Consider the following 14118-nt stretch of genomic DNA (forward strand, 5'->3'; position numbering starts at 1 on the left):
CCATGCGCCACTTCAGTGACGTGAATGCGGAACCTTCTCGCGGCGCGAATCCTCCTATATGAGGCGTAGGTGTGCGCATGTACGCATCTCTGCAAGCGCGCTCACGCACACCATGAGTCACGCACGGCCTGAACATGACGCACGTCAACCTGTGCCGCTCAGGCGGCACTTGGGATACGAAAGGTCTGCTGGATGAAGATTCGCCGCGCCCTGACGGCCGCCGCAGCGGCTGCAGTGATAGCGCCCGCCGCCGTACTGGCCGCACCCGCCGCCGCGTTCGCAACGGAGCCGGTGTCCGAGGCCGGCCCCCGCACGCCCGCCTCTCCCGACTTACCCGAAGCCGCCGCCAATGGCTCGGCACCCCAGGGCCGCGACGGGGCCGCCCGTCCCGCCTCAGGGAAGCCCCCGAAAGCCGTCGGGATCGCCGAAGGGAACACCAAAGGGGCCACCGGCGCGCGTGGTGCCACCGGTGGAGGCAAGGACGCCGGTGAGGCCGATGGTGCGGGTCAGTCCTGTGCGTTCGAGTCCGCGCAGTTGCAGGTGGCCGTCCACGGGCTGCCGCGCCAGCTGACTGCGGGCGGCGCCTGGAGCCCCTTCTCCATGACACTCGCCAACACCACCGACAAGCCGCTGGCGGAGGTCCAGCCGTATCTGCTCGTGTCCTCCGCCGAAGATGTCGACCGGCCGTACTGGGAGCTGGAGACCGAGTACCGCGACGCCAAGACGGGCAAGTGGAAGACCTTCCATGACGCGGAGCCCGAGGACGTGTTCGGCTTCGTTGCCGTCGGTCCGCGCAGCACCGTCACGCTCCAACTGCGCACCCGCGCCGTCAAAAACGCCAAGCCCGGCGCCGGGTACGCGCTCGCCGCCGGCGACTACCGCAACCGCGACGGTTCCTGTGGTTCGGCCAAGGAAGCCTGGTCCGACTTCACCATCCTCCCCGCGGGCGCGAAGCCGACGCAGCCCCCGACCAGCAAGCCGAGTGAGCCGGGCAAGCCGGGTGGCACGGCCGAGACCGGCCAGAGCGCCGCGTCCGGCGGCGGTACGGGTGGTTCCGATTCCACCGGTGGCCTCAGCCCGCAGGGCGGCGCCCACCTCGCCGCGACCGGCTCCTCATCCGCGCTCCCGGCGATCGCTCTCATCGGCGGAGCCGCGATGGTGGTCGGCGCGGGTGCGGTCATCGGCGTGCGCCGCAGGCGGGGCGTGGCCGGTCCGGGCGCCACGGACGTCACCGCGTAAGCCCCCCACCATTTCTCCAAGAACCTGACAACCCAAGAACCCATGGCCTTTGGCACTCAATGGCACAGGAAACAAAGGCTCCAAGGTCCGAAGAACCAGGAAAGAGATCTTCATGAAACTGCGCCGTGCCCTGTCGCTCTCGGCCGCGACGGCCGCCCTGCTCCCCGTGGTGGTGGCCGCCGCGCCCGCCTCTCAGGCGGCCCCTGCCGCGGAAATCCCGTCGTGCTCCGACGTCAGCAACGGACAGCACCACAACAACGCCTTAGTGGGCCGCACGTTCGGCATACCCAAGGCGATCACTCTCGGCACTCACTGGATGACCTACACCGCCACGCTCACCAACACCTCGGCGAAGGAGCTGAAGTCGTTCGAACTCAGCGCCAAGCTCGGCAGTTACATCTACAACGAGGGCGAGCGTGACCTGAGCCCGTACGGCGATCTGCAGTACTGGGACACCTCGCAGCGCGCCTGGAAGACGCTGCGCCAGGCCAATGGGAACGCCGGCGGCACCGTCCCCGGCCCGAAGACGCTGAAGCCCCGCGAGTCCGTCCACATGCAGCTGCGGTTCAGGGTGAGCAAGGACCTGCCCCTGGACCAGACGTACGACGCGTACACCGGCCTCACCGGCACCTTCATCGACCGCTACCGCGACACGGAGTGCACGTCCGACGGCGAGGCCATCGGCAGTTTCTACCCGCCCGCGGGCTGACACTGCGGGGAGGGCTGCCGCCGTTGCGGCCCGACGGCGGCAGCTCTCCCCAGCCTGGCTCCGGCCTCCGGCCTCCGCCCCATGCCGCTTCCAGCGCCCCCGGCGCCCCTCAGCCGCGCTCGACGAGGAGGTGCCGGGGGCCGCGCAGTACCGGGCTGCGCCGGTACGGTGGCGGGTCCTCGGGCAGGCGGGGTGTGTCGAGGTGCTGGAGAAGTGTGTTCAGGGCGATCTGGGCCTCCAGACGGGCGAGCGGGGCGCCGAAGCAACTGTGGATGCCGCTGCCGAAGCCGAGATGCTGGATGTCCTCGCGGAGCGGGTCGAAACGGTCGGGGTCGTGGAACCGTTCGGGGTCACGGTTGCCGGAGGCGAGCATCAGGATGAGCGGGGCGCCCTTGGGGACGGTGAGCCCCGCGACCTCGATGTCGGCCAGCGGGGTGCGCTGCGGGAGCATCTGGACGGGCGGCTCGTAGCGCAGCAGTTCCTCCACGGCCCGGGGCATCAGTGTGGGGTCGCTGCGCAGACGTGCCAGCTGGTCGGGGTGGCGCAGCAGGGTGAGCATCCCGTTGGTGATCAGGTTGACCGTGGTCTCATGGCCGGCGATCAGCAGCAGCACGGACGTGGTCATGATTTCGAGCGGGGTGAGCCGGCCGTCGGTGTCGTCTCCTGCGGCGAACGCGGAGAGCATGTCGTCGGACGGATGGTCGCGGCGCTTTTCGGCGAGGTCTCCCAGATAGAGCGCCATCGTCTTCCGGGCCTCCGCGGCGGCGCGTTGGCGCTCGGCGGGGTCCTCCCTGGGGTTGGGGTCGATGCCGGCGACGATCGCGTCCGACCACTGGCGGAACCGCGGCTCGTCCTCGATCGGTACGCCCAGCAGGCGGCAGATCACGGTGACGGGGAGCGGGTAGGCGAAGTCGTCGACGATGTCGATCTGCTTCTTGCCCTCCAGGCCGGCGAGGAGGTCCTTGACGATGCGGCTGATTTCGCCGTGCATGGCATTGATCCGGCCGGGCGTGTGGGGCGGGCCGAAGGAACGCATCGCCAGGCTCCGCAGCCGGTGGTGTTCGGGGTCGTCGAGTCCGATGAAGGCCGGCGGGAGTCCTTCGTCGCCGGTCTCGGTCTCGTCCGGGGCGGTGCGGTTGCGGCGGTCCGAACTGACCCGTGGATCGTGGAGCAGCGCTTCGATCTCGTGGTAGGTCCCGACCAGGTAGCTGCCGTCCTCCTGCCGTGCCACCCGGTGCTCACGGAGTTCGGCGAAGAGCGGATAGGGGTCGGCACGGTGGGCGTAGTCGGTGATCCGTTGGAACAAGGTGTCCGCAGCCATGCGCGGGGCTCCTCATCACTGTCGCTGTGGGGTGGCGGTGGTCTCAGCGGGCCGGCTGCACCACCGTCAGGCGTCGGTCCGGCAGATGACCGGTGAGGGCGACGGTCGGACCGTGCGAGAGCAGCTTCGGGTCCGGTACGTCGGACGGGACCGGGTCCGGGGACTCGATCTGGTCGGCGGCTCCCGGTGCGGGCGGGAACGGCGCGGCCGTCTCGATCAGCCGCTGGTAGTACTCCAGTGACCTGGCCTGATTCACGCTCACGGCCGCGGTGACCCGCCCCCGGTAGCCGTAGACGGCGACCAGCCGGGCGTCCTTCAGCGAGCCCTGGGCGATGACCACCTGGTCGGAGAAGGTGGGCACCCCCACCGACTTGATGTTGAGGCCGAACTGGCTGGACCAGAAGGCCGGTACGGTCAGATGCGGGCGTCTGCGCGGCCCCGGATTGACCATGTTGTGGGCCGCCACCTCCGCCTGCGCGACCGCGTTGCCCCAGTGTTCCAGGGAGAGCAGCTGGTACTCGAAGAGCGGGTGCGGGAACCGGGCGACGTCACCGGCGGCGAAGATGTCGTCCGTCACGATCCCGTACATGTCGAAGGCGCGGCACCCCGCGTCACAGGTCACCCCTCGCGGGCCCGCGGCGAGTCCCGATTCGGCCAGCCATTCGGTATTGCGGACCGCGCCCAGGGCGACCACGGCGATGTCGGCGTCGATCCGGGTGCCGTCGGAGAACTGCGCGCCGGTGAGCCGGCCGTCGCCCTCCAGCGCGGTGACCGTCACTCCGCAGCGCAGGTCGACACCGTGTGCGCGCTGCAATTTCGCGGCGAGCGCGCCGAGTGTGCCGCCGAGCGCGCCGACGAGTGGTGCCGGTCCCCGCTCCGCGACCGTCACGGCCAGGCCGCGTTCCCGGCAGGCGGAGGCGATTTCCGAACCGGTGAAGCCGGCACCGATGACCAGGACCCGCCGTGGTCCGGCGTCCAGGTGTTCCGCGAGGCGGCGCGCCTCGTCGCTGGTGCGCAGGGTGAAGACCCCGTCCAAGGCGCCCTCTGCCGGGTGGGGCCAGGGCCGGGCCCGGGTTCCGGTGGCGATCAGCAGCCGGTCGAAGGGCACTTCCGCGCCATCGGCGAGCAGCACCCGCTTCTCGATCGGGTCGAGTCCGGTGGCACGCACCCCGAGTTTCCACTGCGCGTCCAGCTCGCGGCGCTGCGGCAGCCCGGTGTGACCCGCGGGAACCTTCCCGAGCAGCACCTGCTTGGACAGCGGAGGCCGGTCGTAAGGGGGCTGCGGCTCCTCCCCCACCAGAGTCAGCGAGCCGGTGAAGCCCTCCTCGCGCAGCTTCTCGGCAGCCCTCAGCCCTGTGAGCGACGCACCGACGATGACGATCCGGCCGTCGCGTGGTTCACCGTGCACCGGCGCCCGCCTCCTCGCCCATGACGATGGCCTGCACCGGGCACGCCACGGCGGCCCGGCGCACCTGTTCCAGTTGCCCGTCCGGCACGACCGGGTGGTACAGCAGGGACTCCTCGCCATGCATCATGAACACCTCGGGAGCGAGGAACGCGCACTGCGCATAGCCCTGACAGCGATTGAGATCCACGACGACGTTCAACCCGAGCCACTCCTCCCACCGCCCACCGCCACATCGGTCGTCTCCGTCCTACTACCGGTGGCGGCGCGGCGCAGATCATGCTCGGCCGTTCGAGGGTTCACGCGGGGTGAGCGGCAGCGCCGGGCCGGTCCGGGCACTGGGCAGCCCGCGCGGCCTGGAACTGCCGTTTTCACAGCACGACCACGACATCAAGTGCGGCCGAGCTGGTCCCTCCGGAGCCGTCAAAAGCAATAGCCCGCCATGCAGAGTTCACTTCATACACACAAGTTGCCTGTCGTCACAGCCGTATGTCACCGGGTATCTGAGACGCGGTTCCCCCTCCCCCGGCGGACGACTCCCGGGGAGCGCGATGAGTTGACCGTAGGAAAGCCTCAAAGGAGTGACATGCGGACAGAGTTCAGCGCGCCGGTGAACGGTCCACGAGGCCACGGACGCGTCCCGTATGGCTCATTCATAGCTCATTTCTTGACTGGTCCATCGCACCTGCTCGGGCCACGAACTCCCCATGGGAGTACACCGGTTGAACGGTGAAACCCGTCCTGTGCGCCATGTTCCCGACGATAAAGGAAGCCCAACTCTGGGTTAATTGCCAAGAGACATGAGTAACATCCAGCCAACCGTAGATCGACCAGGCGATAGAGAGCAGGCTGTGTCATGTCCGACTCGGAATTCGCTGCGCAGGTAGCTGCCAAACTGGAGAGCATCGCGAAGGAGATGGACGAGCTCCAGAAGCTCAAGACGAAGCTGGAAGACCTCCAGAAGCACCTCGGAACCGGCGCCAAGAAGGCGGCCGTCGCACCGCAGGCGGCAGAGCCCGAACCCGCGGTGACGAAACCGGCGACGGTCCCCCCGGCGCGGCGGGCACAGGCCACCGCACCGAAGGCCAAGCCCGCGGCGAAGCCCCCGGCCAAGGCGGCGAAGAGCACGAACGCGAAGAAGAAGCCGCGGAAGGTCAAGGCGGCCCGGTCCACCACGGGACGGCGGAGTTCCACCCGCGCCGACCGCGTCCTCGGACTCCTTGACGAGCAGCCGCGCACGGTCGCGGAGATGACGAAGCTGCTGGCGCAGGCGCATCCGGAGCAGGCCGCACCGGAGACCGCCGTACGCAACACCCTGGAGACCTCGCTGGTCGCCAAGGGCCTCGCACACCGCAGCAAGCAGGGCAGGACCGTCTTCTACTCGCGCCCCGCGGCCGGCGCCGAAGCTCAGGCGGCCGATGCGGCCGCCCCCAAGAAGGAGGCCGCGTCCACCCCTGCCTGACGGGCAGGTCGTCCGGTGCTCGGCGACGCCGTCGGCCCCTGCCCCTTGGTGGGCCTCGCCGACGGTACGCCGAGCCGGACCCCGTCCCCGGACGAGGTCCCCGGCAGGAGCGGGCCGGCCGTGCCACGAGGGCCGGTCACCGCGGGCGGAATCACACCGCAGTCTTGCGATCGGCCCCCTCGCCTGTAGAGTCGGGGCGCCCTGGTCCACCACGGCGATCAAGGTCCCGAGCTGCGGAAACGCAGCGGATCGACCCGCACTCGCCGAGCCGGAACGAGCCGTCCGGCGGGCCCGCGCGTGGTCGTGTCCCGAGGGGCCGCGGGTCATCGCAGCCGCAGTACGGACGCTGTCGGTGAGGGCAGTCGCAGTGGGTGAATCGGTCCAGTCTTGACGAACCGGCCTCGCCCGATCTTGACTGCCAGGGTCCCACCCGCCAGGGCCCCCACCAGGGGTATTGGCCCACTCACCGAAGGTCACCAACATGACGGTTGATGTCTCCGCCGCCACTGAAGTCGCGCAGTTCCTGCTCGGCGACTCCTTTGCTTGCCTGGCCGGCCGCTCAGCATGGCGACAAGGTGGCATCACCCATCGCCATTACACGTGGTTCGGCGATGACACCGCGGCTGAGCAGATGGCGGCGGATCTGGAGTCCTATGTGGCGTCGGTGGACTGGGCCGCGAAACCCTTCACGAGCTTCGTGGCGACCTTCTCGGGCCCGCTGAACGTGTCGGAGACCGAGTTCGAGCAGCTGCTGTGGCAGCAGCTCCAGGCGGTGCACGACCACGACAGCCGTAAGCACTCCTGGGCCGACGGCTATGACCCCGACCCGTCGTCCGGTGCCTTCGCGTACAGCGTCGCCGGGCACCCGTTCTTCGTGATCGGACTGCACGAAACGCACAGCCGCGTCGGCCGCCGCCCGCCGTTCCCGATGCTCGCGTTCAACTCTCACCACCAGTTCGACCGGATAAAGGCCGCCGGGCTCTGGGACCGGCTGGCCGAGAAGATCCGCAAGCAGGACATCGAGCTTCAGGGCACCATCAATCCCAATCTCCTGGAGTACGAGAAGCTCTCCGAGGCCCGGCGCTACTCGGGCCGCCCCAAGCCGGCCGACTGGGCCTGCCCCTTCTCCGCCCGGGACTGAGCCCGTCGCCCGCAGCCGGGAGCAGCGCGGCCGGTGCGCGTATCCGCCGCCCGCCCGGTCCTTGGCACCGGGCGGCGGTGCCGCGAAGACGGACCGCATCGCCCTCGCCCTCGGCGGGGGCTAAGCGCCCTCACCGGTGCCCCGGAGGCCGTCAGACGGTCCGGGCCTCCCCGGCGCCCAGCCGTGCGAGCCGGCGGTCGTGGAGACTGCTCAGGAGCAGCAGCGACACGACCGCTCCGAGGAGAGCGCAGGCCATGTCCCACTGGGTGTCCCACTGGTCCCCCTGGGTGGCGAGGAACGCATCGGCCGCGTGGCCGCCGGCCAGCGCCGCCCACCACTCGATCATCTCGAAGAACGCGCTGAAGGCCAGGCAGGCACACACGGTCAGCGGAGCCAGCCAGGCGCTGCCGCGCAACGGTGAGGTGCGGACCAGGAGTTCGCGGACCAGGATGGCCGGCACAAAGCCCTGCATGAGATGACCGAAGCGGTCGTAGGGATTACGGGAGAGGTCCAGCGCGTCCTGAAGCCAGTGCCCCACCGGGACCTCGGCGTAGGTGTAATGACCGCCGACGATCAGGACCAGGGCGTGCGCGGCGAGCAGACAGTACAGAAGCGGGCTGAGCGGAAAGCGCTTCCGCGTCGCGACCAGCACGGGCAGGCCGACGATCACCCAGCAGGTCTCCATGAGCCAGGTGGCGCGGTCGTGCGGCCGGAGGCCCGAGAGGGCCAGGGCGAGGAGCACCGCGGCGAGCAGCACCGACGACAGGATGCGGGGAGCGGTCGTGGCCTTCATGGGTCAGCCTCGGAGACGTCGGGTACGGGTCGGCGCGGCAGCGTCACGGGGCGGTCGGACGGTCGCCGCGTACGGCGTGTGGCCGACGTCGGCGCACCACCGCCGCGTACCGGGACGAGTGTTCCGCCGCGCTCGTTCATCCGCTTCAGCGTCGCGGCGGCCGCGGGGCGCTGTCATGAGTAGCTCTACTCAGATTCGTGCCGGTGCGGCGGCGAGGCAGGTGCCGTCGCACCGGTCGTCGGCCAGAGAACAGCACGGTGTGGGCCGGGCTTCTGCTCTGCCCGGCCCACACCGTTGTCAGCTGTCCCGGTCCGCCTCATAGTCAGCCGGGAGGTCCAGGGTCTGCCCGGCTCCTACTCCACCGCGTAGGACAGCTTGTAGTGGGCGTCGTCCCCGGTGAACTCCAGTACGCCGCTGCCGCGCCGGACCGTGTGCGCGCCGAGGAAGTCGTCGTCATCGGCGCCGTAGTCGGCAGGCGGGAGGCGGTGGGGGCGGGAGGAGAACGGGAGGACGGGCCGGGACGCGGCTCGGGAGCAGGAGGCGACGGGCTGATGGTCAGGACGCCTGGGCGGTCAGCGGTGCCGTCTCCGCTCCGTTCGCCGACGGGCCGGGCCGCAGTGCCAGGTCCCGTTCCGCCCAGCGCACCACCGCGCCCATCCCCAGCGCGGTCACCAGGAACAGCGCCCCCAGCAGGAGCCAGCCCGGCACCCCCCACGTGACCAGCAGCGAGGTGAGCAGCAGGGGGCCCAGCGTGCGCGCCAAGGGGACGCCGGTGCCGAAGAAGCCCTGGTACTGGCCGACTTGATGGGGAGCCGCGAGGTCGAAGCTGATCTGCCAGGATCCGGCCGACTGAAGCATCTCACCGACGAGCTGGAGCACCGCGCCGACGACGAGGACCACACCGGCTCCCCACGGCGCCATGCCCACGGCCGACAAGGCGAACACCAGACACGAGGCGAGCATGATCAGGCCGGAGTGCCGCACGGCCCGGGTGGCGGTGCGCAGTCCCGTCACCGACCGGGCCGTGCGGACCTGGAAGGCCATGACACCAAGGGTGTTGAGGACGAACAGTGCCGAGACCAGCCAGCTCGGCGCGTCCGTACGCGCCACGATCCAGAGCGGGAGGGCGAGGCTGAGCAGCGGCATCCGCAGCAGCAGGACCGCGTTGAGGAACGTCAGCACGGCGTACGGGCGGTCCCGCAGCACCGCGAACCGCGGCTCACCGCCCGTACGGCCCGGGACCGGGGCCACCGCGGGCAGCAGGAGCAGCACCGCCGTGCAGATCAGGAAGCCCACCGCGTCCAGGGCGAAGACCGCGAGGTAGGCCTCTCGGGTGTCGTACCGGAGGGCCAGTCCGCCGAGGGCCGCGCCGAGGGCCAGCCCGGCGTTGAGCGTCGACTGAAGGTGGGCCAGGGTGCCGGTTCGGGCCGCGCGGTCCACGAGCCCCGCGAGCAGCGCCTGGCGGGCCGCGGCCAGTCCGCACTGCGCGGTGGCGTAGAGACACATGACGAGGAGGAACGGCACGAAGGAGCGGATGAACAGGAACGAGGCGACGGCGATGCTGGTGCCGAGGGCGAGCAGTACCGCGGTGCCGCGCGGCCCCCGGCGGTCGGCGAGCGCGCCCAGTGGCACTCCCGCGACCGAACCGACGGCCCACGCCAGGGTCAGCCCCAGGCCGATCTGGGTGGGCGAGAGGCCGATGACCCGGGTGAAGTAGAGCGCCGAGCAGACGTAAAAGGCGCCGTCGCCGACCGAGTTGCTGAGCTGCGCCGCGGCGAGGACGCGTGGTGCGCCGGCCGGCGGCAGGATCCGAAGGGACACAGGTCTCCTGAGTACGACGGCCGGACGGCCGGTGTCTTCCATGACGCGTGGATGCAATGACGATGGACGCAATGACGTTAGACAGCCGGCGGGTTCGGGGGCAGGTCCACTTACGGGCCGTCGGAGTGGGCCAATTCGGCCTCCTGATGGCCCAACACCCTCCGCTTCCAGCCCGGGTGGGCCGAACACGCTAGTGACGTGCACATGGCGCGTATACGATCGACTGCCCCCTACGCGAAGGACACCCCCCATGAAGAAGCCATCCGCGAAGGACACCTCCGCCCGCAAAGTCACCTGGCGCATGCTGCTCGCGCTCGGCGGTATGGCGGCGTTAGCCGTGCCGGGCGCGGGCCCCGCCGAGGCCGCACCGCACACCGCAGCGGACGGCGGCCGTGCGGGCCGCTGTGTCGTGGTGTATTTCGACCTCGGTGAGACATTGGTGCACACGGCCGAGGACAAGAGCGTGCACTACTCGCCGGGAGCCGCCGCATATCTGCGCGCGCTGCGTGCCCGCCACATTCCCGTCGGCCTGATCACCAACGTGCCGCCCTCCTGGGGCTCCACCGACGCGGAGCGTGCGGCGGAGTTGAAGAAGGTGATCGACAAGGACTGGGCGGGCAGCCGCCCGTTCGCCTGGTCGGACTTCGGCGACCGGATCTTCACCCCGCGCACCGAGGCGGAACGGAAGCCCGCCACCGCCCTCTGGAAACGCGCCAAAAAGGCCGCGGGTTCCTGCCGAGTGGTCTACGAGGCGGAGACCACGGACGAGGTCGAGGTGGGCCGCTCCCTCGGATACTTCTCCTACCAGGTGGCCCGGCCCGGGTGGCCCGCGTATCTGCCGGTGCGGGTGATTGCCGGCCTCTCTCAACTGCCGTACGGGAGTACGAGGGCGAACACGGCTTCTTCTCAGGGGCGTTGAGGGGGAAAGCCTGTGTGACGGCGACGGCGACGGGAGCGTCTTCCCGATGCTCTCCGTCCCCGGCTCGGCGCCCCGGTCACCTTCCCTGACCACGGCTACGGCTACGGCTACGGCTACGGCTACCGACCGTCGGCTTCGCCCGGCAACGGCACCATCGCCGCCAGCAGCACCAGCAGATCCACCGGCACCCGCGCACAGACCAACGGCGCCGTGAACCCGGCGAACGAATGCGCCACGAGCGTCAGCCGGCCACGCCCCGCAACAGCGGCGGCAACGGCGTCCGCGTACTCCTCCAGCCCCGCCGCGTCGTCCTCGCACGGCAGATCCACACTCACCACCGCACGCCCCCGGGCCCGCAGCTCCGCCGCCAGCAGATGCCAGTGCCAGGAGTCGCACGCGGCACCGGGAATCAGCACAAAGGTCGTCGTCACGGTCGGCCTCCCGTCGGCCACCCGGCGCAGGCCCGGGTACGGATGGCCGTGCCCGTCGTGGCCCGCATCGCTGTCAGGTCGGGTTCGCTCCAGAATCAGGTCAGGTTCGCTACAGAACTCGCCATCACCGCGTACGGAATCGGGCGACACCCTGCACGCGGAACGGCTCAGGCCGGCTGCGCGCCTCGGCAGATCGTGCACATGATGCGGCGGGCCATCTCCGGCAGCGTGCTCTGGCCGACGCCCTGGACGCGGACCACCGTCTGCGGGGCGGACTGGGCGTGCTGGTGGCACAGCGCGGCACCGCAGTTCCGGCAGATGGCCACCGCGGCTGTGGTGGCGTGGTCCGGCGCGCAGTCGTAGCAGTTCATTGGCACATTCCGATCTCGTGAGGCGGTCCGGCACGGGCCCCCACGGCAATGTACGTCGCGGTGCGTGACGGAAGCCGGAAGCACATGCCGGGTCGTGGCGGGCTCACCTGGCCGCCCCAAGGAGGACAACTCCTCACCGGACGACAGAGGAGGCGGCACCCGTCCGACCACCACGGACGAGTGCCGCCCCCTGCTTGCGCCTCCGGCCGACCGGCCTGGCCGACTGACCGGCCCGACTGACCGGCCTGGCCGGCCGGCCGGGCAGTCCGGCCGGCTCAGTCCACCGGCTCGTGCGGAACGGGCTGGTCGGTGCGGAACCCCGCGGCCTTCTGCCCGCCGGTCCGCCCGGTGCCGGCCTGGTCGGTGTCGGGAACCGTCTCGTCGGGCCCGTCGCTCTCGTCCTCGGACAGCTCCGGGTCCCACGGGTCGGGGACCGGGCTGGAAACATCGGCCTGGTGGCTCGGCAGGTCATGGGGCAGTGGAGTGCGGTCCTCGCCGGTCGCATCATGACGGGTCATCAGTTGACGTGCCTCCTCCATGGGTACGGTGACGTCCTGGCCCGGTACCCGGGTTCCGCTGCGCCATGCTCGACGCCGAATGAGAGCCATACCACCCGCCCTCTTCTCAGGCACGTGACGACAATCCGGCGGCACAACTCCCCACTACCGCTCGGAATGCCATGTGCCGAGGCGGAGAAATCGCGGAAAAGGCGGCCCTCAGACGTGCAGCTCGGGCGGGAAACCGGTCCAGCGAAGTTCTGGTGGCAGGTGGCCCATGTCGTTGTAGAAGAGCACGGAAGCGGGACGGTCCGGCGCGTATCGGATGACGGTCAATGCGGCATTGGCATGGTTGAGTCCCATCCAGCGCCATGGGGGCGCGTCGAGCGCGGCCCGGACCAGCCAGCCGATAAGGAAATTGTGGGTGACGAGGAGTTCATGACGCGGCTCGTCACCCTTAATGGGTCCGGCGAACCGGGCGAGGGCTTGCCGAGCCAACTCCGGGCCTTTTTCGCGTTCTTCCGCGGGGAACCGGGCCAGGCGGTGAAGCATGCCGTCGGCTGATTCCGGCGGTAATTCGTTTCGCTGCGGTACGTAGGGAATGTAGTCACCGGCCCATTTCGACGGATACCGGGGAACGCCGTCGAGCCGGTCGCAGAGCAGCCGGGCGGTTTGCTCGGCTCGCGGGAGCGGCCCGTGATAGCAGGCCGAGAGCGGGGCACTCCGGAGCCGCTCACCGAGCAGTACGGCCTGGCGGCGGCCGTTCTCGGTCAGCGCGGTCTCGTCCGGTGACGCCTCACCGTGCCGCGCGAGATAGAGGTGGCGGGCAGCCGTTCCGGTCATGTGCGAGATCCTCCGTCGGCATTCGCGATCTTCGGACGGCCGGAAGGACGCCGACCAGCGCCGCACGGTTCCGCCACGGCGCCCGCCATGGCGCCCGCCACCATCGAAATTCGCGGCACCGTGACATCCGTCATAGCGATTCGCGGCACCTACTAATGCCAATAGTAGAAATCATCCTGGCGACATAGGAGACTTGTCCGTCTTGAGCGGGGAATTTCTCGCACCGGCCTGGTCGCCATACGGCCCGCTCAGCGCTTTTGCCCACGCCTTGAGTCCATAAGTGCACCTGACGGGGCAACAGCGATTTCGCATATGGGCCGCAATGTGGACCAGCACGCCCGGACATCCCTGGCAAGGGTCTTCCCTTACTACGAAGCGCAGTAGTAGTGAGGTGCGTTGCCTTGTCCTACGGCGGCCCCAAGAATGACGAATCGCAAGGCGTCTTCGCAGCTCAGGCGCGGGGATTGCACAGAGCCAGCCGCGCCGTGGACGCTCCGCAATTACCGAGTGAGGTCACGCATGAGTAAACATCGCAGGACGCGGCGCTACCGGCAGATAACCATTGCTGCTCTCGCCATAGGCGCCGTGGGCGTGCCCTCTGCCGCCATGGCTTGTCTGAACGGGCCGGGGAATACAGGCGGCCGGCATCACGAACAGTGGAAGAACGCCTCCTTCGAACACCGGTGGTCGAAATCCCATGAGGGATCGAAGCCGGCCGCGAAGACCTCCCCGGCGCCCGCCGCGTCCCCGAGCGCTTCGAAGGCCGCCACCACGGCATCCGGCGCCACGGCCCAGGTGGTGGACCTCGTCAACAGCGAGCGCCGCAAGGCCGGGTGCTCGCCGCTGACCGTGAACACAAAGCTGACAAAGGCCGCCCAGGACCACAGCAAGGACATGGCGGACCATCGGAATATGTCGCACACGGGCTCCGATGGCTCGTCCCCGGAGGACCGGATCACTCGGGCCGGCTACAACTGGAGCTCCTACGGCGAGAACGTCGCCTACGGTTACTCCTCGCCGGAGAGCGTGATGAAGGGCTGGATGTCCAGCCCCGGCCACAAGCGCAACATCCTCGACTGCTCCTTCAAGGAGATCGGCGTCGGCCACGCCCAGCCCGACGACTACTGGACGCAGGACTTCGGTACGGCGCGCTAGGCCCTGTCTAG

General features: G+C 69.6%; 15 protein-coding genes. 6 read left to right on the top strand and 9 right to left on the bottom strand.

Going from position 1 to position 14118, the window contains the following annotated elements; translation table 11 throughout:
• Positions 1-192 precede the first annotated feature (192 nt).
• The gene (locus QT196_RS00800) at positions 193-1239 is read left to right on the top strand and encodes an LPXTG cell wall anchor domain-containing protein (protein WP_290354106.1); all 1047 of its coding nucleotides are present in this window, start codon (positions 193-195) and stop codon (positions 1237-1239) included.
• Positions 1240-1351: 112 nt separating this feature from the next.
• On the top strand, positions 1352-1948 hold the full coding sequence (locus QT196_RS00805) for a hypothetical protein (protein ID WP_168476459.1): 597 nt from the start codon (positions 1352-1354) through the stop codon (positions 1946-1948).
• Positions 1949-2057: 109 nt separating this feature from the next.
• Here the strand turns inward: QT196_RS00805 and QT196_RS00810 are convergent, their stop codons facing one another.
• Genes QT196_RS00810 through QT196_RS00820 form a run of 3 tightly spaced genes read right to left on the bottom strand, consistent with a single transcriptional unit; the run spans position 2058 to position 4876 of the window.
• Positions 2058-3269, bottom strand: coding sequence for a cytochrome P450 (locus QT196_RS00810; protein ID WP_266738803.1), 1212 nt, complete (start codon positions 3267-3269; stop codon positions 2058-2060).
• Between the two features lie 43 nt (positions 3270-3312).
• Positions 3313-4677, bottom strand: a complete 1365-nt coding sequence (locus QT196_RS00815; protein WP_266738804.1) for an FAD-dependent oxidoreductase — start codon at positions 4675-4677, stop codon at positions 3313-3315.
• Positions 4667-4876 (bottom strand): ferredoxin, encoded by a 210-nt coding sequence (locus QT196_RS00820; protein ID WP_168476462.1) that lies wholly within the window; start codon positions 4874-4876, stop codon positions 4667-4669. The genes QT196_RS00815 and QT196_RS00820 overlap by 11 nt, the downstream gene beginning before the upstream one ends.
• Before the next feature lie 654 nt (positions 4877-5530).
• On the opposite strand from QT196_RS00820, the gene QT196_RS00825 reads away from it, so the two are divergent.
• Entirely contained in the window at positions 5531-6136 is a 606-nt protein-coding gene (locus QT196_RS00825; protein ID WP_266738805.1) for a hypothetical protein, read from the top strand.
• Between the two features lie 481 nt (positions 6137-6617).
• The gene (gntA, locus tag QT196_RS00830; RefSeq protein WP_168476464.1) at positions 6618-7277 is read left to right on the top strand and encodes a guanitoxin biosynthesis heme-dependent pre-guanitoxin N-hydroxylase GntA; all 660 of its coding nucleotides are present in this window, start codon (positions 6618-6620) and stop codon (positions 7275-7277) included.
• Between the two features lie 151 nt (positions 7278-7428).
• Here gntA and QT196_RS00835 read toward each other — a convergent pair whose 3' ends face one another.
• Positions 7429-8070: a DUF2238 domain-containing protein gene (locus tag QT196_RS00835; RefSeq protein WP_290354107.1), complete on the bottom strand. Its 642-nt coding sequence runs from the start codon at positions 8068-8070 to the stop codon at positions 7429-7431.
• A 555-nt stretch (positions 8071-8625) separates the two neighbouring features.
• On the bottom strand, positions 8626-9891 hold the full coding sequence (locus QT196_RS00840) for an MFS transporter (protein ID WP_290354108.1): 1266 nt from the start codon (positions 9889-9891) through the stop codon (positions 8626-8628).
• Positions 9892-10141: 250 nt separating this feature from the next.
• Here QT196_RS00840 and QT196_RS00845 point away from each other — a divergent pair, with 250 nt between their 5' ends.
• Positions 10142-10810, top strand: coding sequence for a hypothetical protein (locus QT196_RS00845; protein ID WP_248000921.1), 669 nt, complete (start codon positions 10142-10144; stop codon positions 10808-10810).
• Positions 10811-10929: 119 nt separating this feature from the next.
• Here QT196_RS00845 and QT196_RS00850 read toward each other — a convergent pair whose 3' ends face one another.
• The 4 genes from QT196_RS00850 to QT196_RS00865 form a co-directional block, all read right to left on the bottom strand.
• Positions 10930-11241, bottom strand: coding sequence for an alpha/beta fold hydrolase (locus QT196_RS00850; protein WP_290354109.1), 312 nt, complete (start codon positions 11239-11241; stop codon positions 10930-10932).
• A gap of 167 nt (positions 11242-11408) precedes the next feature.
• Positions 11409-11612 carry a DUF2180 family protein gene (locus tag QT196_RS00855; RefSeq protein ID WP_085924112.1) on the bottom strand — a complete coding sequence of 68 codons (204 nt, stop codon included), beginning with the start codon at positions 11610-11612 and terminating at the stop codon, positions 11409-11411.
• A 275-nt stretch (positions 11613-11887) separates the two neighbouring features.
• Positions 11888-12130, bottom strand: a complete 243-nt coding sequence (locus QT196_RS00860; protein ID WP_085924193.1) for a hypothetical protein — start codon at positions 12128-12130, stop codon at positions 11888-11890.
• Between the two features lie 198 nt (positions 12131-12328).
• Positions 12329-12952, bottom strand: a complete 624-nt coding sequence (locus tag QT196_RS00865; protein ID WP_290354111.1) for a histidine phosphatase family protein — start codon at positions 12950-12952, stop codon at positions 12329-12331.
• Positions 12953-13471: 519 nt separating this feature from the next.
• Between QT196_RS00865 and QT196_RS00870 the strand changes: the two genes are divergently transcribed.
• Positions 13472-14107, top strand: coding sequence for a CAP domain-containing protein (locus QT196_RS00870; protein WP_266738809.1), 636 nt, complete (start codon positions 13472-13474; stop codon positions 14105-14107).
• Positions 14108-14118: the final 11 nt, after the last annotated feature.

It is taken from the genome of Streptomyces sp. P9-2B-2, assembly GCF_030406865.1.
Taxonomy (GTDB): Bacteria; Actinomycetota; Actinomycetes; order Streptomycetales; family Streptomycetaceae; genus Streptomyces; species Streptomyces platensis.

Bases quoted from the DNA above. Each gene is read 5' to 3' on its own strand.
- QT196_RS00800 (WP_290354106.1), top strand. From the start codon at position 193: ATGAAGATTCGCCGCGCCCTGACGGCCGCCGCAGCGGCTGCAGTGATA.
- QT196_RS00805 (WP_168476459.1), top strand. From the start codon at position 1,352: ATGAAACTGCGCCGTGCCCTGTCGCTCTCGGCCGCGACGGCCGCCCTG.
- QT196_RS00810 (WP_266738803.1), bottom strand. From the start codon at position 3,269: ATGGCTGCGGACACCTTGTTCCAACGGATCACCGACTACGCCCACCGT.
- QT196_RS00825 (WP_266738805.1), top strand. From the start codon at position 5,531: ATGTCCGACTCGGAATTCGCTGCGCAGGTAGCTGCCAAACTGGAGAGC.
- gntA (WP_168476464.1), top strand. From the start codon at position 6,618: ATGACGGTTGATGTCTCCGCCGCCACTGAAGTCGCGCAGTTCCTGCTC.
- QT196_RS00835 (WP_290354107.1), bottom strand. From the start codon at position 8,070: ATGAAGGCCACGACCGCTCCCCGCATCCTGTCGTCGGTGCTGCTCGCC.
- QT196_RS00845 (WP_248000921.1), top strand. From the start codon at position 10,142: ATGAAGAAGCCATCCGCGAAGGACACCTCCGCCCGCAAAGTCACCTGG.
- QT196_RS00855 (WP_085924112.1), bottom strand. From the start codon at position 11,612: ATGAACTGCTACGACTGCGCGCCGGACCACGCCACCACAGCCGCGGTG.
- QT196_RS00860 (WP_085924193.1), bottom strand. From the start codon at position 12,130: ATGACCCGTCATGATGCGACCGGCGAGGACCGCACTCCACTGCCCCAT.
- QT196_RS00865 (WP_290354111.1), bottom strand. From the start codon at position 12,952: ATGACCGGAACGGCTGCCCGCCACCTCTATCTCGCGCGGCACGGTGAG.
- QT196_RS00870 (WP_266738809.1), top strand. From the start codon at position 13,472: ATGAGTAAACATCGCAGGACGCGGCGCTACCGGCAGATAACCATTGCT.